The sequence below is a fragment of the Dendronalium sp. ChiSLP03b genome (assembly GCF_034531165.2).
Lineage (GTDB): Bacteria > Cyanobacteriota > Cyanobacteriia > Cyanobacteriales > Nostocaceae > Dendronalium > Dendronalium minutum.
Genome location: NZ_JAVRBR020000016.1, coordinates 23547 through 42996, shown reverse-complemented (window position 1 = coordinate 42996; position 19450 = coordinate 23547). Strand labels below are relative to the sequence as shown.

General features: G+C 41.2%; 22 protein-coding genes. 13 read left to right on the top strand and 9 right to left on the bottom strand.

The features are described from left to right. Positions 1 to 50 precede the first annotated feature (50 nt). Positions 51 to 335: a DUF2470 domain-containing protein gene (locus RMY31_RS03410; RefSeq protein WP_322656856.1), complete on the bottom strand. Its 285-nt coding sequence runs from the start codon at positions 333 to 335 to the stop codon at positions 51 to 53. Positions 336 to 595: 260 nt separating this feature from the next. Here RMY31_RS03410 and RMY31_RS03405 point away from each other — a divergent pair, with 260 nt between their 5' ends. After that, positions 596 to 1354: a metallophosphoesterase family protein gene (locus RMY31_RS03405; protein ID WP_322656855.1), complete on the top strand. Its 759-nt coding sequence runs from the start codon at positions 596 to 598 to the stop codon at positions 1352 to 1354. Positions 1355 to 1411: 57 nt separating this feature from the next. On the opposite strand, the gene RMY31_RS03400 is transcribed toward RMY31_RS03405, so the two are convergent. After that, positions 1412 to 2266, bottom strand: a complete 855-nt coding sequence (locus tag RMY31_RS03400) for a M48 family metallopeptidase (RefSeq protein WP_322656854.1) — start codon at positions 2264 to 2266, stop codon at positions 1412 to 1414. A 485-nt stretch (positions 2267 to 2751) separates the two neighbouring features. Here RMY31_RS03400 and RMY31_RS03395 point away from each other — a divergent pair, with 485 nt between their 5' ends. Next, positions 2752 to 3285 carry a DUF4330 domain-containing protein gene (locus tag RMY31_RS03395; RefSeq protein WP_322656853.1) on the top strand — a complete coding sequence of 178 codons (534 nt, stop codon included), beginning with the start codon at positions 2752 to 2754 and terminating at the stop codon, positions 3283 to 3285. A 433-nt stretch (positions 3286 to 3718) separates the two neighbouring features. On the opposite strand, the gene RMY31_RS03390 is transcribed toward RMY31_RS03395, so the two are convergent. Continuing rightward, on the bottom strand, positions 3719 to 4642 hold the full coding sequence (locus RMY31_RS03390) for an alpha/beta hydrolase (protein ID WP_322656852.1): 924 nt from the start codon (positions 4640 to 4642) through the stop codon (positions 3719 to 3721). 469 nt (positions 4643 to 5111) lie between these two features. Between RMY31_RS03390 and RMY31_RS03385 the strand changes: the two genes are divergently transcribed. Beyond that, complete coding sequence (locus RMY31_RS03385; RefSeq protein ID WP_322656851.1) at positions 5112 to 5693, top strand: hypothetical protein; 582 nt, start codon at positions 5112 to 5114, stop codon at positions 5691 to 5693. A 99-nt stretch (positions 5694 to 5792) separates the two neighbouring features. Beyond that, entirely contained in the window at positions 5793 to 6569 is a 777-nt protein-coding gene (locus tag RMY31_RS03380) for an armadillo-type fold-containing protein (RefSeq protein WP_322656850.1), read from the top strand. On the opposite strand, the gene ftsE is transcribed toward RMY31_RS03380, so the two are convergent. The 3 genes from ftsE to RMY31_RS03365 all read right to left on the bottom strand — a co-directional run bounded on the left by ftsE (position 6570) and on the right by RMY31_RS03365 (position 8697). Beyond that, complete coding sequence (ftsE, locus tag RMY31_RS03375) at positions 6570 to 7319, bottom strand: cell division ATP-binding protein FtsE (protein WP_322656849.1); 750 nt, start codon at positions 7317 to 7319, stop codon at positions 6570 to 6572. It lies immediately after the preceding gene. Positions 7320 to 7610: 291 nt separating this feature from the next. After that, a complete protein-coding gene (locus RMY31_RS03370) occupies positions 7611 to 7814 on the bottom strand; it encodes a DUF4279 domain-containing protein (protein WP_322656848.1) in 204 nt (67 codons plus the stop codon). A gap of 127 nt (positions 7815 to 7941) precedes the next feature. After that, entirely contained in the window at positions 7942 to 8697 is a 756-nt protein-coding gene (locus tag RMY31_RS03365; RefSeq protein ID WP_322656847.1) for a WecB/TagA/CpsF family glycosyltransferase, read from the bottom strand. A 737-nt stretch (positions 8698 to 9434) separates the two neighbouring features. On the opposite strand from RMY31_RS03365, the gene RMY31_RS03360 reads away from it, so the two are divergent. Further along, a complete protein-coding gene (locus tag RMY31_RS03360) occupies positions 9435 to 10154 on the top strand; it encodes a response regulator (protein ID WP_322656846.1) in 720 nt (239 codons plus the stop codon). A 286-nt stretch (positions 10155 to 10440) separates the two neighbouring features. Here RMY31_RS03360 and RMY31_RS03355 read toward each other — a convergent pair whose 3' ends face one another. Next, positions 10441 to 10626 (bottom strand): hypothetical protein, encoded by a 186-nt coding sequence (locus tag RMY31_RS03355; RefSeq protein WP_409877224.1) that lies wholly within the window; start codon positions 10624 to 10626, stop codon positions 10441 to 10443. Between the two features lie 201 nt (positions 10627 to 10827). Between RMY31_RS03355 and RMY31_RS03350 the strand changes: the two genes are divergently transcribed. From RMY31_RS03350 to RMY31_RS03330, 5 genes are all read left to right on the top strand, one after another. Beyond that, on the top strand, positions 10828 to 12504 hold the full coding sequence (locus RMY31_RS03350; protein WP_322656845.1) for a SpoIIE family protein phosphatase: 1677 nt from the start codon (positions 10828 to 10830) through the stop codon (positions 12502 to 12504). Between the two features lie 3 nt (positions 12505 to 12507). Then, positions 12508 to 12933 carry an ATP-binding protein gene (locus tag RMY31_RS03345; protein ID WP_214430877.1) on the top strand — a complete coding sequence of 142 codons (426 nt, stop codon included), beginning with the start codon at positions 12508 to 12510 and terminating at the stop codon, positions 12931 to 12933. A gap of 362 nt (positions 12934 to 13295) precedes the next feature. Further along, positions 13296 to 13463 (top strand): hypothetical protein, encoded by a 168-nt coding sequence (locus tag RMY31_RS03340; protein ID WP_322656844.1) that lies wholly within the window; start codon positions 13296 to 13298, stop codon positions 13461 to 13463. Positions 13464 to 13884: 421 nt separating this feature from the next. After that, entirely contained in the window at positions 13885 to 14991 is a 1107-nt protein-coding gene (locus RMY31_RS03335; RefSeq protein ID WP_322656843.1) for a hypothetical protein, read from the top strand. Positions 14992 to 15002: 11 nt separating this feature from the next. Further along, a complete protein-coding gene (locus RMY31_RS03330; protein WP_322656841.1) occupies positions 15003 to 15557 on the top strand; it encodes a hypothetical protein in 555 nt (184 codons plus the stop codon). Positions 15558 to 15738: 181 nt separating this feature from the next. On the opposite strand, the gene RMY31_RS03325 is transcribed toward RMY31_RS03330, so the two are convergent. Next, positions 15739 to 16155 carry a YybH family protein gene (locus RMY31_RS03325; protein WP_409877307.1) on the bottom strand — a complete coding sequence of 139 codons (417 nt, stop codon included), beginning with the start codon at positions 16153 to 16155 and terminating at the stop codon, positions 15739 to 15741. A 480-nt stretch (positions 16156 to 16635) separates the two neighbouring features. Between RMY31_RS03325 and queG the strand changes: the two genes are divergently transcribed. Continuing rightward, the gene (gene queG, locus RMY31_RS03320) at positions 16636 to 17610 is read left to right on the top strand and encodes a tRNA epoxyqueuosine(34) reductase QueG (RefSeq protein WP_322656839.1); all 975 of its coding nucleotides are present in this window, start codon (positions 16636 to 16638) and stop codon (positions 17608 to 17610) included. Beyond that, complete coding sequence (locus tag RMY31_RS03315; protein ID WP_322656838.1) at positions 17585 to 18220, top strand: HAD-IA family hydrolase; 636 nt, start codon at positions 17585 to 17587, stop codon at positions 18218 to 18220. The genes queG and RMY31_RS03315 overlap by 26 nt, the downstream gene beginning before the upstream one ends. A gap of 73 nt (positions 18221 to 18293) precedes the next feature. Here the strand turns inward: RMY31_RS03315 and RMY31_RS03310 are convergent, their stop codons facing one another. Continuing rightward, on the bottom strand, positions 18294 to 18668 hold the full coding sequence (locus RMY31_RS03310) for a hypothetical protein (RefSeq protein WP_322656837.1): 375 nt from the start codon (positions 18666 to 18668) through the stop codon (positions 18294 to 18296). 219 nt (positions 18669 to 18887) lie between these two features. Here RMY31_RS03310 and RMY31_RS03305 point away from each other — a divergent pair, with 219 nt between their 5' ends. Beyond that, entirely contained in the window at positions 18888 to 19418 is a 531-nt protein-coding gene (locus tag RMY31_RS03305) for an orange carotenoid protein N-terminal domain-containing protein (RefSeq protein ID WP_322656836.1), read from the top strand. Positions 19419 to 19450 lie beyond the last annotated feature (32 nt).

Genomic DNA, 19450 nt, shown 5'->3' with positions numbered 1-19450 from the left:
TGAGAATGTCAACAGATAAACAAAAAATTGGAGCTTCACTCAGGTAATTTTTACTTTGCCTGAACTCTTGCTTGCTTCACCATTGCAATCAGAGTTTGGTGAGCATCTTCCGCATCTGCTAAAACACGATCGAACTGAATCCGAACTGGTATAGTTTCCCCATTCACTTGTGCTGTTAAATCCATACCCTCAGAGTCTATGGACAGCATTTGGGCTGCTGTTGCATTTGTGACACCGCCAAAAGCTTTGGCATAAAGAACTACTGCATCTGTATGATCTTCATTCATATGGTTACAGATGCGCGAGCTAATTTCGGTAGAGAAATTTTCGGACATTGTTAATTTACCAGTAGAATATAGCAATTGCGTAAATTCTAAGCTAACGTCGTGGATGAAATTTACCGATTTTCAGATTGGCAGGAAAAGATTTAATAAGTTAAAGCGCATTTAATAGCATAAATATTGTAGTGGTTGATGACTAATGACTGTCAACTTGAGTCAAAATTTGTCAGGTAATTTTTTACCTTTGTTCGCGGAAACCAAACAGCTTAAACTGTAGCAGAAGTATTCAGGACAATTATTCATGCTAAGAGCCTATGAGCGAATCTAGCCAACGTCGAATTGTTATTGGGGATGTGCATGGCCACTATGAAGGTTTGATGACATTGTTGGAGGCGATCGCTCCGGCATCAGACGATCGAGTCTATTTTCTAGGAGACTTAATCGATCGCGGGCCGCACAGTTCCCATGTAGTTAATTTTGTTAAAGAAAATAACTATGGATGTCTGCTGGGAAATCATGAGCAGATGTTATTACATATTCTCACTAGCGACAGTATCCCGACACCAGCCATGCAAGCATGGCTATATAGTGGAGGACAAGCAACTATAGCTAGTTACGAAGAAGCCACAATTCCCCACGAACATTTGGATTGGTTCAAAGCTCTACCTACATATCTCGATTTGGGAGATATTTGGTTAACTCATGCTGGTATTGACCCTTACATACCTCTAGCAGAACAAACCGCCGAGCAATTTTGCTGGATCAGAGATGAATTTCACAGCATTCAGCAACCATACTTTCCTGATAAGCTGATTATCATCGGTCACACTATCACCTTTACTCTACCTGGTGTTACTCCTGGTAAACTCGCACAAGGGCAGGGGTGGTTAGATATAGATACTGGTGCTTACCATCCTCGCAGTGGCTGGTTGACTGGATTAGACATTACAAATAACTTAATTTATCAAGTCAATGTTTTCCAAAACTGCCTCCGTACTCTGCCTTTAACAGAAGCAGTAATCAATGTTGAACCATCCCAAATCACTAATCGCCGCAAAAAGCAGCGGGCATAAGTGGAGATGGGATGGTGTTTGATTATTGACTTTTGACTTTGCACAGTAACATGAAGACTACCGTAATGCTTGGATATTAGCTTTATAAGTACTATTATCCAATCCATATCGCCCATTACTAGGTTGGGTATTAATGGAACGTTGCAGAGCTGCAATGCGATCGCTTGTGCCTGGGTGAGAACTCAAAAATGTCGGTGCAGAACCTTTCCCAAGCAGCTTTTTCATAAACGAAACCATTGCAGACTGAGAATAACCAGTGCGTGTCAAAGTTCTCAATCCTCTTCGATCGGCATCATATTCATTTTGACGACTGCGAGGTAAGTCTCGTGCTAACTGGACACCAATTTTCACCGCCGAATTTCGGTCTAAGCCAGCTGCTGTTAATACACCACTTTGGAGCGCTTTTTGCCGCATCTGTTTGATTACGTGTTTCCCACCAATATGACCAATTTCATGGGCGATAACACTAGCTAGTTCCGCTTCATTGTCTGCGGCTTTGAGCAAACCCGTATTGACATAAACATAGCCACCCAGAGTAGCAAAAGCATTAATAGCGTTATCCTCAACTACCTGAAAAGTATAGGGAATGTTAGGGCGATCGCTATTTGCTGCCAAACGCCTACCAATTTGTTCTACATAGTCATTAATCTCACGATTGCGGTTTAGTCGAACTTCACTACTCACCAATTCCTGATTAATCTGCTTGCCAAGATCGACTTCCTGACTAGGAGAGATATTAGAAAGCTGAAATACCTGGACTCCCTGTAACAGAAAAGGTAATAAATCTAGTGCCCTTCCAGGCATGGGTGTAGTCAGGCACAGACTTAGAGCGACTACCAACGAAATTAACGGATAAAACCAGCGCCGTCGCCATGCACGATAATTTGCAAGAAAGCCTTTCCGATCTATCATATTCAGGTCTGAGAATAATTTCGCAAGAACATTAAGATCGTGTGACGAATTTAGGGCTTTCTAAGTTGCATTTTCTAGACAAAATCGACGCTGGGAGCGATCGTATATTTCCTAAGCGTTAGTTATCAAATATACTTCTACTCCTTCTGACTTGTAACAGTGCTGGGTGAGGAATCAGTTTTGAGTCAGTGTGGTCTTCTCCCAAGGGGAGACGCTAAAAGCGATGGGGGTTTCCCCCATGAACAACTGACGTTAGCGCTGCGTTAGCGACGCAGGAGCGTCACCCGAAGGGTCAGTTGGAATTTTTCTTCCCCTGCCTCACCGCACTGCCTCCGCTGCTTTCCATTTCCAAACTCGTGATAGACTGTCGCATGACTGCAACACCCACCTGTTTTTAGTTCTTACCCGGTGGGGAAAATTGCAGTGTCCATCATAAACCTTGTTGCTACAATCAATTATTCTGCTTGTATCTGGGAAAAGTTTTTATGGCTATTTTAGATTCCAAAGGTCGTTTGTTTGGCAAAATCAATATCCTCGATTTAGGTGCTGCGTTGGTAATTCTGCTAGTGATAATTGGCATCTTCGTCTTTCCAGGCACTACTGGTTCTATTGCTCAAGTCGGTAGTAAAACAGTACCCATAGAAGTAGACTTAGCAGTTCGAGGTTTGAATGTCCGTGACCCCGAACGCTTATTTGACAATGGATTTGCAAAAGGCGGTAAAACCAATGTAATTATCCGCAATCAACCCTATGGTCAGATTGGGATTAAAGACATTAAAGTGCTACCAAGAACAGTCAATGTTTTCCAACCAGATGGAACCGTTAAAGAATTGCCAGATCCAAAAACTAATAATTTTAGTACAGATATGCTTTTGACATTAGAAGGCAAAGCCCAAGTCACTACAAGTGGCCCAGTTCTAGGCAATAGTAAAGTGAAAATTGGTATGCCTTTTGAGTTAGAAGGTTTCAATTACAACTTCAATGCAACTGTTATTGATGTCAGAGTAAAAGACAAATAGCATTCTCATGTTTTTTAGTGATAGCCCCCCAAAACCAGAGGCTTGGAGGGCTACTTAATAATTCGTAGTAGGGTGAGAAAAATTACAACTGACAATTAACCCTGTTTTGTCACTCTTGGAAAACAATAATCCAAGCCAGATTCTGGAATTTGATTTCATCAAGGTTTGAGGTTTTATTTTCTAACAGTAATTAAAATTTTTAGTTAAAAAGTGAAAATTTAAGCCCTGAAAGGCTTTCAGTAATTCGGTTTCCCTACTCTGACAAAAGCGTCCTAGGAAAGCAATCGCATTCCCTATAGATGTAAAGAAACATTTCTGTTTCTTAGAAGCAGATCCACGGGCGATCGCTCACCCGCTATGAATGAAATAAACAAGCTAAATCCTCTTTCCTTCTGCCCTCTGCCTCCTGCCTTGTTTCTTCAGAGAGGGTTAACTAATTCAGCAAAGGTAAAAATCGTCGAATCAATCCAATTGTTACTGCTGGCAGTTCCAACTGTGGTGTCAAACCGACATCTTCCAATTGTTGAAACACTCGAATCGCTTCGGGATTTTTCTGTGCAAGGCGGCGACCGATTTCAGGGCCGGTAAATTCCGACTTTTGTCCCCAAATAATCGCGGTGGGAGTTGTCAACTGTTGAATGTAAAGGGATAAATCAAAGCACAAGTCACCGCGCACAAAAGATAGGGCTGCATACTCAGCATTAGGCTGCTGAGCAGATTGTAAATAAGCCTCTACAATTTCGTCATATATTCGATTAGGCTGGGCAAATTGCCGTTGCTCTAAGAAACTGCGAATACCATTAGTAGTGGCAACTCCAGTGCTGTATAGCAATCGGTCAACAATAGGAACCTTGACTACCTGGGCAAAAAAGCTGCGGGAGTAGTCTTCGCCAAAGTCGGAAAGTCCGGCGGGTGTAGTGAGAATTAAAGATTTAAATAAATTAGGATGAGCGATCGCTACTCGAATTGTAAATGCTGCTGTGAGGGAAGAAGCGATCGCTGTCACTGGGCCTGTACAGGTCTGCTCGAAAAACTCCCGGATCGTTGTCAAATAATCCTCAATCTGATAATTCCGTGTTGGATGCTCAGATTTACCCCAACCGATTAAGTCTGGTGCTAAAACACGATATTCAGCCGCAAAGGCAGGATAAACTTTCGACCATTCATAAGCAGAAGACCCACCACCAAACCCGTGCAGGAACACCAAAGTTTCCTTTTCACGGTTGGCGTAGACGCTTTGCGGCTTGTCGTTAGATATCGCATTATCCTGCCAAAGTGAGCCAGTAGCAGTATAGTATGCCATTTTACCTAGTGAGGTAATTATAGAGCGTTGCTCAAATCCCTGTGGTTGAAACATAGTCGATCTATTGTTAGTTGTCAGTAAGCAGTAGTTAGAAAGTTAGAGTTATTCTCCTCGTCCTTGCGTCCCCTAATCTCCCTTGTCTAACCGTCTCCCTACAATTGCTATTATCAGCACACTAGTTATTCCTAAACCTCTGGCCTGCGTCAGATTAAGTAGATGTAAAAATACTGCCTTACTCGTAAAGTTTTAGTGATTTTTTTTTCACTTTTACAAGGTAATTTTGTCCGTAATGACTATCTACAAAGGATTTAGTCGAGTAGCGAGTATCACTTAGTTGAGCATTTCGAGGCGAATTTTTGTATGTTACTCTATCAGGAAACCCACGGATAATATTTAGCGTCCAGAATAGTCAAAACGCTCATTAAGAGCAGCTATAAATTATAGTTATATATTCAGAAAAAACGGCTGTTAGACTAATTGCTCATTTGATGATTTTCTAGGTAATGGTAAGGCGGGAGATGTCATGGTAAAGCGGGCTACTCTTCAATTAGATAAAATCCCAACGTTTGAAGACGCTAAAGCACTTGACAACAGTGATGTGCAAAACCAAGTTATTGCTTCGGCTTTGCGAGGACAGCTTGAGGAAACCGTTGGTAATCATCAAGCAGCTGTACCTACATGTATTTGTTTAAATTTGGAAGATTTGAAGTGTTTTGAACCCGTCGACTGCCAGTATGAACGCTGGGGCGTGATTTTTCGCAATGCATTAGCAATCCAACCGTCAAATCCGGCATTTCCAACTCATTCAGGGCTAACAGTATTAATGGGTTCGCCTAAAAGCGGATTTTTAGAAGCTAGTTTCCTGTACCCTGTTAACTGTGTTAGTGCCTATGTCACAAGTTCACAGCGGTTAGTACTGTCCGCCTACGATCGCGATCGGCAACTGCTAGCACAAACAGTACTCCCAGTAGCGAATCTCGCCAATTCTGATTCAGCTTTATCTCCCAACACCCTATTGACTGTAACAGCAAATAATATCCACTCCGTGACTTTCTGTGCTTTTGATGGTCAATTCACTCTTGACGATTTTCATTTTTGCTCGTAACTCAAAACTTTAAAAACTCATTAACAAAATCGCTCCTCTTCGCCCCAGCCCAGTTATTCTTATACATTAGACAATCTTGTAATTAAGTAGGTAATCACTGTGGCAAAGGCTTCGTCTTTTTGGCAGCAATTAATCAACCAGTATCCAAACTGGTCGCTTCCATTCGAGACGGGAAATTCAAGGCAACGAACTTTCAAGCCGTTTTCAGGGCCAGGAGGCATTTTTGGCTTCTTGACAATTGTCGTTGCGATGCTGCTGTGGAACTGGAAACTGCTCTTGGCACTTCTGGCAGGCGTTGGAGTCATGTTATTGGTATACTCAATGCAAGAATGGGACTGGCAGCAACGCTGGTCAGAAATTCAGAAATTTTTAAATGGCCCAAATCGTCGCTTAGCTTTAGCCGTTAGCAGTGGGGGAATTGCCACTGTCAGTACTTACATGGCGGCTGCTATTTGGGTTGACTCTAACAGCCATTGGATCGCCGCTGGTGCTATTTTCCAAGGTTTGGGGACGCTATTAACTTTAATTTTGTTGATATGGCAAATTGTCAGCTTTTATGGAAATCGAGAGGAAGATAATTTTGACCGATTTTTGGTCAACTTAACAGAACGAGATCCCTTGAAACGTTTGATTGCCATACGTCAACTAACTAAATTCATCACACGTAGAAAAATTGATATTGCGGTGCAGCAAGAAATTGTCCAATGCTTGCGGCTTTTACTGACTCGAGAGGAGGAAGCAGTAATTAAAGAGGCAGCTTTCGAGAGTTTGCAAGCTTTGGAGCGTTTGCAAGGGATATCACCCAGACCACTAACCCCACTCCGCTACCCCAACTCAAACCTCCAAAGTCAAAAGTCAAAAGTTCTTGAATACTGACTATTTTCGATACAGTCGGCCATCACGAACTTGCACCACTGGATGATTGCACCGACGCACTAGTTGTTCATCGTGGGTGGTAACAATTACTGTTGCCCCAAAAGCATTTAACTTTTGGAGAATCTGCATCACTTGCCAAGAATTATCTGGGTCGAGATTTCCTGTTGGCTCATCTGCTAAAAGCAATGGCGGTGTCCCAACGATCGCCCGCGCAATACTCACCCGTTGTTGCTCTCCTCCAGAAAGTTGATCGGGAAAACGGTCAGCTTTAGAAAGTAAACCTACCAGTTTTAAAGTTGGTTCTAAACGCCTTTGAATTTCTTTACGGGTATACCCTTGAGCTTGCAACACAAAAGTAACATTTTCGGCTACTGTGCGTTGGGGAATCAATTTGTAGTCTTGAAACACAATGCCAATACGTCGCCGCAATAATGACAAGCGATCGCCCCGCAAAGCCACTACATTGCAGTCATCAATCAACACTTCTCCTTGTGTTGGCAATTCTTCACCATACAACATTTTTAAGAGCGTTGATTTCCCAGAACCACTAGGTCCTGTGATAAACACAAATTCTTTGTGTTTGACCTCTAGGTTCACATCCAACAAGGCATCAAAACCGTTGGTATAGGTCTTTGTTACAGAGCGTAATTGCACCATTGCAGCGTTATTGCTACTCTGCTGTTGAGTTTCACTGTCCTCTCGACGAACGGATTTATCAGTCTTTGCTTGAGTGTTGATAGCGGTTCTCATTGGAATTAAGGTACAAACGGGGTTATGACATACTCATCTCTGAGATAAATACCTATTAGGGTTTTGCTTTCAAGGGCGTATAAATCCCTCTCAGGGAGTGAAATAGACTGTAACTAAGTAGCCTGAAGTTCTCTATTGGAGATTCACCTTAAAACAAGGATTCCCAGGCACAACCTGGGAATATCAAATCCACAAACTAAAAATTAAAAATTTTTAACCTTTCCGTATTTTCCGTAATACAGAATCGGGTTTTGGTTTATGAGCCGTTCTTCAATGAAGAGGAACTTGCATTCATTTTGAATTTTGAATTCCGCCTTGCATAGAATAGGGGGCATATTTCGGATTTGGATTTCTTCGATCTCCACGACGGTAAGCCTTAGTTGGGCAACAGCCTAAATATTTTGAAATTTCGTCAGGATTTAAATCTTCACCATAGATAGCTAAACAAACCGAAGTTTCACCAACTAAACCTCCAACGAGGATTAGATTTTCCATTTAAGGTGCTAAATATTAGAAATTTTTAATTTTTCTCTTTACATAGCGATTAGACAGCCAAAGCATGAAAGGGAGTAACTAAATTAGTGTTACTCCTACTTCCTAACTCAGGACTTTATACCAGTTGCTAAATAATCGCACCCTTTGCAGTCAAGCGATAAACAAAGGCTTTCAATGCAAACTCCGGCAAAGCTAACATCCGTCGCCAACGCCAAGGTTCTTGATAAAGCCGATACAGCCATTCCAAATTGTTTTTTCCCAACCAAGCAGGAGCGCGAGTTTTTGTTCCCGACCAAATATCAAAACTACCACCAACACCAATCCAAATTGCTTGGGGACATAAATGGCGATTTTGGGCAATCCATAATTCTTGACGTGGCACTCCCAAACCAACAAAAATTACTTGTGGTTGCAATTGGGCGAGAGTTTGCTTTAATTGCGCTTCTTCTTCTGGGGAATGGTAGCCGGAGTGAGTACCCACTATGTTCAAAGCAGAAGTTTGCTGTTGCCAAAACTCTGCTGCTTTTGCAGTCACTCCAGGTGCTCCACCATAGAAAAATACTTTTGCACCTATTTGCTTTTGCCCAAGTTCTCGCAGCAGTGTTTCTGCTAGTTCAATCCCCGGACAACGTTTAACTTTTTGCCAAAAAAGCCATCGCAAATACAGAACTACTCCCGCGCCATCTGGAATCACTAGCTCGGCATCTTGAATTACTTTCGCTAGGAAAGTATTCCGCTCTGCCTGCATGGTCATTTCTGCATTGAGCGTGACCACATGAGTACCTCTGCTGGCATGCAGGCATTCTAGCAACCAGCCTGGATAATTACTCATTACATGAACTGGTATTCCCAGTACCGAAAACGCTTTAGGCGGTTTAGACATAGCCTACTCTTATATAGTCTCACACCAGATTCTCTCGAACGATAGTTTATCAAATTTTTTCATAGGTGTCTGTGGAAATTTTAGCAATTAACAACTGGCTTGTTAAAAGGTTAAAAGCAAGGAAATTATCTCTAGGAAGTAATTTAAGCTGCTAGTTGAAAACCGTACACTGTGTATTAAAAGTCATAAAAATAACTTTTATCTTTCAAGAGTTAAAATCTAATATACCGTATGAGTAGATGTACTGAAACAGTATGCTTTCTACAGATAGTTTCATCAAAACTACAATTGTTCATCGCCTCCAATCCAATCAGTACAGGTATTTAAGGCTTTTTCTCATTTATTAGGAGTATATAAAAGTGGTTTTATTATCCTCAATAATTTATTGAGAATAGAGTTAATAAGCTTAATTTTGACACCTTAATTCGAGGCGATCGCTGCTATATAATTTCGGCTTAAAGTGTTGCAACCCTTGTCCTGCCTGAATTATAGAAAACACCAAATTCTTAAATTAACCAGCCGCATGTGGTAGAACCCAAACTGGTTTTATGATTAAGGTGTAATATTTGCAGAGAAAGTTAATACTTGTCACTTCGGCAATGCCCATACATGTTAGCCTTATTCAGGGCAGTGCCTATATATTTATTTTTGTAGAAGTGTCTTTCAACTCTGTATATTAAGACTTTTGAGGAAACTCGACTTTACAGTTAAGGTAGTGTAAAGGGCGGAAGTTGGCTATGAGTAAAATTCGGATTGCTCTCATTGAAGATCACGATCTCACCCGCGTGGGTATTCGGACAGCACTGCTGCAAAAGGAAGAAATAGAAGTTGTGGGAGAAGCTGCCAATGCTACAGAAGGGCTAAAAATGTTAAGAATGCTACAACCTGATATCGCAATCGTCGATATTGGTTTACCGGATAAAGATGGCATAGAACTGACACGGGAATTAAAATCTACCGCTAATGGGGAAGAGTTGTTAACAAGAGTGTTAATTTTGACACTGCGAGATAACAAAGAAGCAGTGCTGGCAGCCTTTGCCGCTGGGGCAGACTCCTACTGTATGAAAGATATCAAGTTTGATAATTTGCTGGAAGCAGTACGAGTAACTTACGATGGCAACGCTTGGATCGATCCAGCGATCGCTCGGATCGTATTACAACAAGCTCAACAAAATCCGCGATCGCCAGAAACAACGCTAGCAGATAATAAAAATCTAAGTCAAAACCCAGATTCTTTAGAAAATCAGGAAATTATTGACCCTTACACCCTGACAGAAAGGGAATTGGAAGTGTTACAGTTGATTGTCGAAGGTTGTAGCAATGCAGTTATTGCAGAGCGACTTTACATCACAGTCGGAACTGTGAAAACCCACGTCCGGAATATTTTAAACAAGCTATGTGCCGATGACCGCACCCAAGCAGCAGTGCGCGCTTTGCGTTCTGGATTGGTGGGATAAAGTTAATTTTGGCGTGTAGCTACTGTGAAGGAAATAAAAGGAAATTGAAGACTTTGAGTAATTTTATGTGTTCAAAGTGGGTATCTTTTATTAAAGAAGTCTGAAGTGTAAAGGTGAGACAGCGCGGTGAAGTACTTGCTGTCTTCTCCCAAAGGGGAGACGCAGGCGCGAAGGCGGTTTCCGTCGATAGCAAAGTGCTGTTAGTGCAGCGTTAGTGATGTTAGGAGCGTCACCTGAAGGATCTTGGGGAGCCAGTCCGTTGCGGGGGTTTCCCCCGTTGTAGGAACTAGCGTGGTTTCCACGCCACTTGCTTCCTGCGGGTACTCCTTCGGAGAACTCGTACCCCTACGGGGAAGCAAGCTACGCGCAGCATCTCGTTAGGAGAAGAGTAGCCGCACAAGCGTCTACAAGTCCGCCGAGAGCCGCCTTGGCTCCCCATGAGCGACTGCGTTAGCGAACCTGCGAGCGTCATCCGAAGGGATGAAGTAAGAAACTATTGGTACGCGCTTCACCCACCAGTGGAGTCAAAAATCCGATTTTTCCAAATTCATGCCTTATCCATTTAGGAGTGGAGCAATTTTATACTACATACTTCAGCCTTTGGCGTTGGTGATGGGGTGAGATAAAGATTGCACTATCTCGCCATTCAAGTATTCTAAAATTCAAGTCAAATATGACTGACACAGAGGTAGACAAACTTAAGCTCATGATCGTAGATGATGAGCTGGATAACTTAGATTTACTCTACCGCACTTTTAGGCGAGATTTTCAAGTGTATAAGGCTAATCATGCCTTAAGCGCACTGGAAATTTTAGACAAAGAAGGCGAAATGGCTGTAATTATCTCAGACCAGAGAATGCCAGAAATGAATGGTACTGAATTTCTCAGTCGCACGGTAGAGCGTTTTCCTGATACGATTCGGATTTTACTGACTGGTTTTACGGATGTTGAAGATTTGGTGGAAGCAATTAACTCCGGTCAAGTGTTCAAATACATCACTAAACCTTGGAGTCCCGAACGACTTCGGATATTAGTCGAGCAAGCTACTGACACATATCGTCTAGTTAAGAAACGCACCCACGAATTGGGTCGTGCCCTGCGGCGAGAATCTTTGTTTAATGCAGTGACAACAGCAATTCGCGAGTCATTGGATTATGGCACCATGCTACAAAAGATAGCAGCAACCATTGGACAAGCATTTGAAGCGACTTACTGCATACTTAGACCCGTTGAAGGCGATCGCTTAACACAAGATTTGTTCTCCTACCACGATCCTAAAACTTATTTACCAAGTTATAGCTTCAACCCCGATATTTCAATTGAAAAAGTTCTCGAAACCAGTCATTATCAACTGACTCAAGACATAACCTATGAGGGCAACGCCTGTAACTACTTGGTAGTGCCACTTTCCTATCAGCAACATCTTTTGGCTGTACTGACAGTTTATCAGTGCGGGGGCGATCGCCCTTGGCAAGAAGAAGACATCCAATTGATTGCAGGTGTTGCCGAACAAGCAGCTTTAGCCCTTTCCCAAGCGAAACTCTACCAGCACCTCCAGGAAAAGCAAGAGCAGATTCGGGTTGAATTGGAAGTTGCCCGTCAAATTCAACACAACCTGCTACGCCAAAGCTTGCCTGAAATCAAAGGTGCAAAGTTACAAGCTTGCTGCTACCCAGCTCGTGAAGTAGGAGGTGATTTTTTTGAAGTGTTTGTCCATCCGAAGGGCGACTTGTGGTTAGCAGTAGGTGATGTTTCTGGTAAGGGTGTCCCCGCTGCTTTGTTCATGGCCAGTGCCATTTCAGTGTTGCGTCGGGAACTCTCTCAAGAAACGCCGGCTCAGCCAAATATAGTCATGGAGAATCTCAACTACGCTCTTTGCAATGACTTGATTGGCAATAATTGTTTCATTACTCTTGTCTTAGCTTGTTATACCCCTACCACCAGGGAACTAGTCTATGCTAATGCGGGTCACATATATCCCCTGCTTTGGTCACGCCAAGACTCTGTAGCAGAACAACCCAACTATCTTAAGGTACGTGGCATTCCTTTGGGTATCTTGCCTAAGTGGCAGGCAAAATCCGGTCAGTTGGCTCTCGCTTCTGGAGATACTCTACTGTTAGCTAGTGATGGTATTACAGAAGCAACAGTATCAAATAAATTACTAATTTCAGAAAAAACTGAGGGTGGCGTTCAGCCAGTTAGCCGTTCTATGCTGAATCAAGACGGTCTTTGGCAACTCCTACAGAGTGAAGCTCAACCGCTTTCTCTGAGCCATTTACTAGCTCGCATCCAAGCAGATAACCACGTTCAAGAAGACGATCAAACTATACTCTCACTGGAGGTTTTGTAAGTGATGAAAAGTGAGCTGCATGTACCAAGTGACTTGAATTATTTAAACATTGTCGAACACTGGTTGCTAGGATGCTTAAAAATTCAGTTAGGAGAATCTGTTGATTGGTCACGGCAATCTAGTCGGTTGCGGTTGGCTTTGGTGGAAGCATACTCAAACGTAGTACGTCATGCTCACAAAGAGCAAGCGAATGTGCCCGTTTTACTTCGTTTGGAATTGAAAGAACGAGATATTGCCTTAGAGGTTTGGGATTATGGCGAAGGTTTTGATATGGCTACCTATTTCCCGCCGAACCCTACAGATAAACAAGAAGGTGGTTATGGTTGGCTGATCATGAGTCGTCTGATGGATAAAGTAGAGTACCAGTTGCAAGTTGATGGTGCTAACTGCCTCAAGCTAGAAGCCACCATACCAGAACTAGCTAAATGATCGAGAGTTAGCATTACTCCAGCAGCGTGGATAATACTAATCTCAGATACTCAGATTTAGGATTGGGTATTGCCAAAACTGTCTATGCAATACCCCCATATCCTCTATTAATAAAATTATTTTATGAGCAATAAGTAATTATAAATAGGTAAGCTATAACAAAACTCAATGTCTTTTAGGATTTAAGTTACGTGAGGTTATTTGTAAATTGGTTAAGGTTTAGTTGTTCTTTGCTCTGAACGATCGCAAGTAGCTAAATTGTCTCACCTATTACCTGTGATACTAATCGCGATAGCGATCGCGCTGGTTTTTGCTTTTGCTAAAATGAAGCTTAAAGGCTTAATGTCAAAGGAAGTAGCTCTATGACAATTGTTGTCACCCTGAGTCCAGAATTAGAGGCACAACTGCGCGACAAAGCTGCTCGGCAAGGTCAAGATGTTAGTGTTGTTGCATCTGAATTGTTAGCTAATATCTTAGAGTGGGAAACGCAAGATTTAGAGGAAGCTATCAAGGGTATTCAACAGGATTAGATGATTTTGAAGCTGGTCGATTTCGGTCTTTTCAAGAGTTTGCTGAGGAGCAGCGTCGTAAGTATAATTTGCCAAGCGACTAATGAAATACCATATCGAAATTTCTAGTGGGGCTAAGGCTGAAGGGCAACTCATTGGTATGTAGGATTGCTACAAGCAAGCAAAGGCGATCGCATCAATTCTTTTTTGGCTAGCTGTGGATTTAACCTCCGAAAGCTTTATCGCTTTTTTGTCAGCGCTTCACTTCTTCATCGTTGTAGCTTAGATTACTACTTTTCTATTTTTCAGGCATGACTAATTAGGCGATCGCACGACGCGATGAAAAATTAGTTTTCTAGCAAAAAAGTATTTGTCTGTATTTTCAACTAAAAAAGATTGTATTATAGGAATTAAAGTATTATTTGTAACATTTATTATAGTTATGCGAGACGCAGACAAGGATCGTCGCAAAAATCGCCCTGTCAACAATCCTAACCCAGGTGGAAAAGAACCACCTTCTTATCATGAGCTTAACCATTTTTTGAGGAATGCTCGTGCTGATGCGATTCGATGGGAACGACTTGCAAAAGAAAATCAACAAGCTGCATCCCAACTAACTCAAGTTCAGCAAGATATCCAAACTTACCAAGTTGAAGTTAACGAGTTAAAACAGATATATCTTAATGAACAAAACAATTATCAGCAAGCCTTATGCCTTTACAACGAAGAAAAAACGAGAGCAACTGAATTGATTATCCAACGCGATGAATGGCAACAACGTGCGAAAGAAAATCAGGAAGCTGCATCTCAACTAGCTCAAGTTCAGCAAAATATCCATACTTATCAAGTTGAAATTAACGAGTTAAAAAAACGTGCAACACACAATTTACAGATATATCTTGACGAACAAAAAAATTATCAGCAGGCTCTAAATCGTTACAATGAAGCAAATGCGAAAGCAGCTGAATTAATTGCCCAACGTGATGAATGGGAAAAACTTGCGAAAGAAAATAAGGAAGCAGCATTTCAACTGACTCAAGTTCAGCAAGATATCCAAACTTACCAAGTTGAGGTTAACGAGTTAAAAAAACGTGCAGCGCACAATTATCAGATATATCTTGATGAACAAAAAAATTATCAGCAGGCTCTAAATCGTTACAATGAAGAAAAAAGAAGAGCAACTGAATTACTTGCCAAATATGAGGAAGTAAGGTCTGAGCGAGACAACTATTTAACTCTATATAATGAGGCACAATCACAACTTAAATTTGAGCGACGTTCTAAAGCTAGTATTAAGGGATGGGAAACTCGCCGTAAAGCCGAGAACGAAAGGCTAAAACGGGAAATTGCCGACATGGTTATTTTGCTGCGCCAATCTCTAGCAAGTAAGGATGAAGCTATAAATAACCTCTACGTTGTAGCAGAACGCATGGATCGGATTCAATTCCTAGTAGATTCGGTGGAAGAGGAAACAACAGGCAATCCTGTAGGCTTGGTACAAAAGTTTAAACGCATCTGGCTTGCAATTAAAGAGATACTTTCGGAATAAACAGCATCTTTATGAGCAAAAAATCAGTATCAACTATAGGAACTCAAGGTAAAGCAAAGTTGGGGGAGCAAATTCGTAATATTGCCGATAGGCTTAAACAGGACACTGAGGTGCAGATCAAAGCTACCTCTCGTATTTTAGGGGCTGCCGCTAAAATTTCTGAAAATCATTACCGACTTATTAATGAGGTAGTTGATATGGTTGAGGAAGACCTTAATCAACAAACCCAGACGTATCAAAAGGACATTCATACAGTTGATATTCTAAAGCAAAAGTTTAAAACATTAAATGAAGCAAAAGATTACTTTCAGATGAAAGCGACTAGTTGGAAATCTCTTGCTAATAAACTAAATAATTTATCTTCCCAAAAGCTTATACCTGACACTAAATATCAGTCAGTTCGAGTTTTGGAAAATAATGGCATGGGAAAATTTAAACATGATGGCAAAAATTCTGAAGGGTTGACAGTTCATTTAGAAGCAGATGTGGCAGACATGTTTCCCAATTCTCAAGCAGTAAATGAAGCTTTACGTTTTCTGATTAGAGTTACGAAGAATAGTTGCTGAAATACTGAATAGAGTTAGAAGGATTAACTGAGCATTTGCTACAGTTACTACCGCAAAAGTGCAACCGCTTGTTACTCGAATTATTCCGTGATAAGTTGTTTTTCAACAGATTTAAACCTCGAAACCCCCATTAAATCTGATGCTGTTTAATTACGAATTACAAATTGGTATTAGTTATTAGCTACTTTTGTGGACGCAAGGCAAGTAACTCTTGAGGAGAGGCTAAGAGTTTGATTTTAGCGTCGATGATTTGCTGTTGCTGGTTGAGGATAAATAGCCACAAGACGTTGACACCACACCAAGAAGTTTGTGCTTTACCTGTCACCTGAATTTGGATTTGGTCATTTTCTAAAGTTTCGACTATTCCCTGGCGGGGATAAGCCTTAATGCCTTTGGCTTCTTGTTGTAAATAGTTAGCGATCGCATCCGATCCTACAATATCAGATTCAAAAGGTGGATGCATCACACCATCCTCGGCAAATAGGGCAGCAGTTGCCTGAAATTCTCCAGCGTTCAAAGTTTGAAAATAACGCAAAATACAGGCTTCTGTAATTCCCTCAATCTCAAATTCTTCTTTTGCTGTAGCATCAGCACTCATCTGGGTTGCGGACAAAGATTCAGCAGCTTTCATAAAAATACCTGTATCATACTCACTGAACATTAATTTGATTCAAAAGCAGATATAAAGAAAGCTGCTGCCGAGGTAGATTGCCAAAATGCGAGTAAGTATTCCTATTGAAAGATAATCTATTACTTTTGAAAGAATTTGTTCCCAAGCTGCTGCCTGGGAACTGTAATTGACAGAACATTGAGGTTGGAGGATATCGACAGATAGTTAGTCGGCTAGGGGGCAATGCCCACCTTAGCCACTACCTTGGAGAGAACCCCTGTTGATTGACCACAACCGAAACTTTCGTTACTTGGGGTTGCTTACTTCTCAATTTACATCTTGCATTATTTCTTAATAAATTGCAAATAAAATTTACATATAGGGAAAGTAGCAAATGTTAAACAGGGGTATTGATTGCATGATGTACAATCTAGTTGGCCTCAGTTGGGCTAAATCCTGATAAGAAAAATGAATCAGTGTTCCGTAACGAGCAGCAGTGTGGTAAAAAATAAAGCTCAAGAGTTGGGTTTTCACAAAGTCGGAATTGCTGCTGTAGAGAAGAGAGACAACACAGCAGCACAGAGGTTGCAAGCATGGATAGCGCTGGGTTATCACGCCGATATGGAATGGATGAATAACCCAAAACGCCAAGATATTAGTTTAGTTATGCCAGAGGCGCGATCGCTAATTTGTGTCGCCCTCAATTACTACACGCCACATCAACGTCCCAAAAGTGAGGAATACGCCAAAATTTCCCGTTATGGTTGGGGAAGGGATTATCACAAGGTAATGCACAAAAAACTCAAGGCGTTAACTATCTGGTTAGAATCACTCGACCCAGGCATACTAGCTCGATATTATGCAGATACTGGCCCTGTGCAAGATAAGGTCTGGGCGCAACGAGCGGGAATTGGGTGGATTGCCAAGAATGGTAATGTAATTACAAGGGAGTATGGCTCTTGGGTATTTTTGGGAGAGGTATTGACAAATCTGGAATTAGAGAGCGATCGCCCTCATACAGAACACTGTGGTAGCTGTACTCGTTGTCTGGAAGCTTGTCCTACAGGTGCAATTACTCAGCCGTTTGTTGTAGATGCTAATCGCTGCATTGCTTATCATACGATTGAAAATCGGGCGGAAAAATTACCAGAGACAGTCACGCCCCATTTGCAAGGCTGGGTTGCTGGTTGCGATATTTGCCAAGATGTTTGTCCTTGGAATCAGCGTTTTGCCCAGACAACAGATGTAGAAGATTTTCAGCCCTATCCTGGGAATCTTGCGCCTGAGCTGATAGAATTAGCGGAAATCTCAAATGAGGAGTGGGACAGACGATTTCCGGCATCAGCGTTGCGGCGGATTAAGCCAGAAATGTTACGACGGAATGCCCGTGCTAATCTTGACGCATCCAAACGAAAGAATGACTCAGAAAGTAATTATTTTTGATTTTGATGGCACGATCGCAGATACGGTAGATGCTCTTGTAGGTATTGCCAACCGTTTAGCTGTAGAGTTTGGTTACGTACAAATCACGCAAGAGGAACTAGCCCTTCTCAGAAATTTAACTTCTAGAGAAATTATTAAATACTCAGGTATATCTCTATTTAAAATTCCTTTTCTGCTGAAAAAGGTTAAAGCAGAATTGAAAAACAAAATCCACGAATTTAAACCTATTCCTGGAATTCAAGAAGCGCTAACAGAACTCCAAAGTCAAGATTATAGCTTAGGAATTATTACGTCAAATTCTAAAGAAAATGTGACTGGGTTTCTCAAAATTAATGGACTAGATAACCTATTTGATTTTATTTACTCAGGAGTAACAATTTTTGGTAAAACAACAATAATTAATAATGCACTAAGACAAAAGCAACTCAAATCTCAATCAGTCATTTATGTTGGTGATGAAACCCGAGATATAGAAGCATCAAAAAAAGCTAATATCAAAGTGATTGCAGTCACTTGGGGATTTAATTCTCCAGAAGTACTAGCTAAACAAAATCCAGACTTTTTGATACATCAACCAAGTGAACTACTAGAAGTTATCAAAAGCTGTTAATCAATACAATACACAAAAGTCTCTAGTCTGTAGTTAAATTATTAACTACAGACTAGAGGCTTCTTCGCTAAACTTAATTTTTCCGTTGACCCTTTTCTAGAGCTTGTTCTACTAAATCATCACTGACATTAGTTACGGCATTGTCCTTTGAAGGCCCAACTTCCTTCGCTATCTCTTTATAATCTTCAGGTTTACCAGTTGGCTGCGCTTCAGTTTTTGTCTCTACTTGTTTGGGAACTGCCTGTTTGGGTGCTGTTGCTGCTTCAGCTGCTGCTGCACCTTTACCACTGCGGTCAACTTCACTAACACTCAATTTTTGTGCAGCTGCATAATCAGCTTCCAAATCAACCTTCGGTGCTTTTTCTTCACCACTAGCTATGTTTTCAGCAGCTAATTGTGCATCATGGGTAGGAGCTTCATTAACATTTGGCTTTATTTCATCAGTCATTTTTTAACACCTTGTGTAATTTTTAAACTACTGGAGCAATCATACCAAAGTTATCTCTTGTAACGTTGGCATCTAGCGAAAGATATTAACCTCTATTAAAAGGTAGATTAATTTATCAAAATAAAATTAATTTAATTATTTCTCTTGGAAGTAGAATCAGATCCCGAAATTTTGGTAACCCTTAATTTGACTTACTTTAATATATGATGGAGACAAATTATGACTGCAAGTTCCAATCAAAAAATTTCTCAAGCCCTAAATAATGAAACACAAAAAGCAGTAGATGCATTTAACGCCTTAGATACCGATGCCAAGTTGGCCTGGCTATATTTTGTTTATGAAAAAATGGGAGATTCTATCACCCCGGCTGCTCCCACTGCTGCAGAACCCGAATTAGCACCACTGCTACTTGGAGACTATTTGAAGTTGTCAGATGAGCAGCAATTAGAGATTATGCGGGATATTGTTAACCGTAAGGATACAGAGTATTCTCGAGCTTATGGTGCGATCAAAGAAAACAATCAATTGTTGGTTTGGTATGCTTGGGCAGTAGCTATGGGAGATACAATAGTTGACATACCAGACAACTACAAACCAACTAAAGCCATTAGCGATCTACTTTCCCAAATTGAAGGGCTGGAATTTGAAGAACAAATTTCAGTATTACGGACGATCGCTGGTGAATTAGGTTACAGTGATGTCAAGCCAATTGAGACACAAGCACAAACAGGCAAAACCCCAAGCCTTTAATCTGTTTCAAGTAAAGGGAAACGCAAAGACGC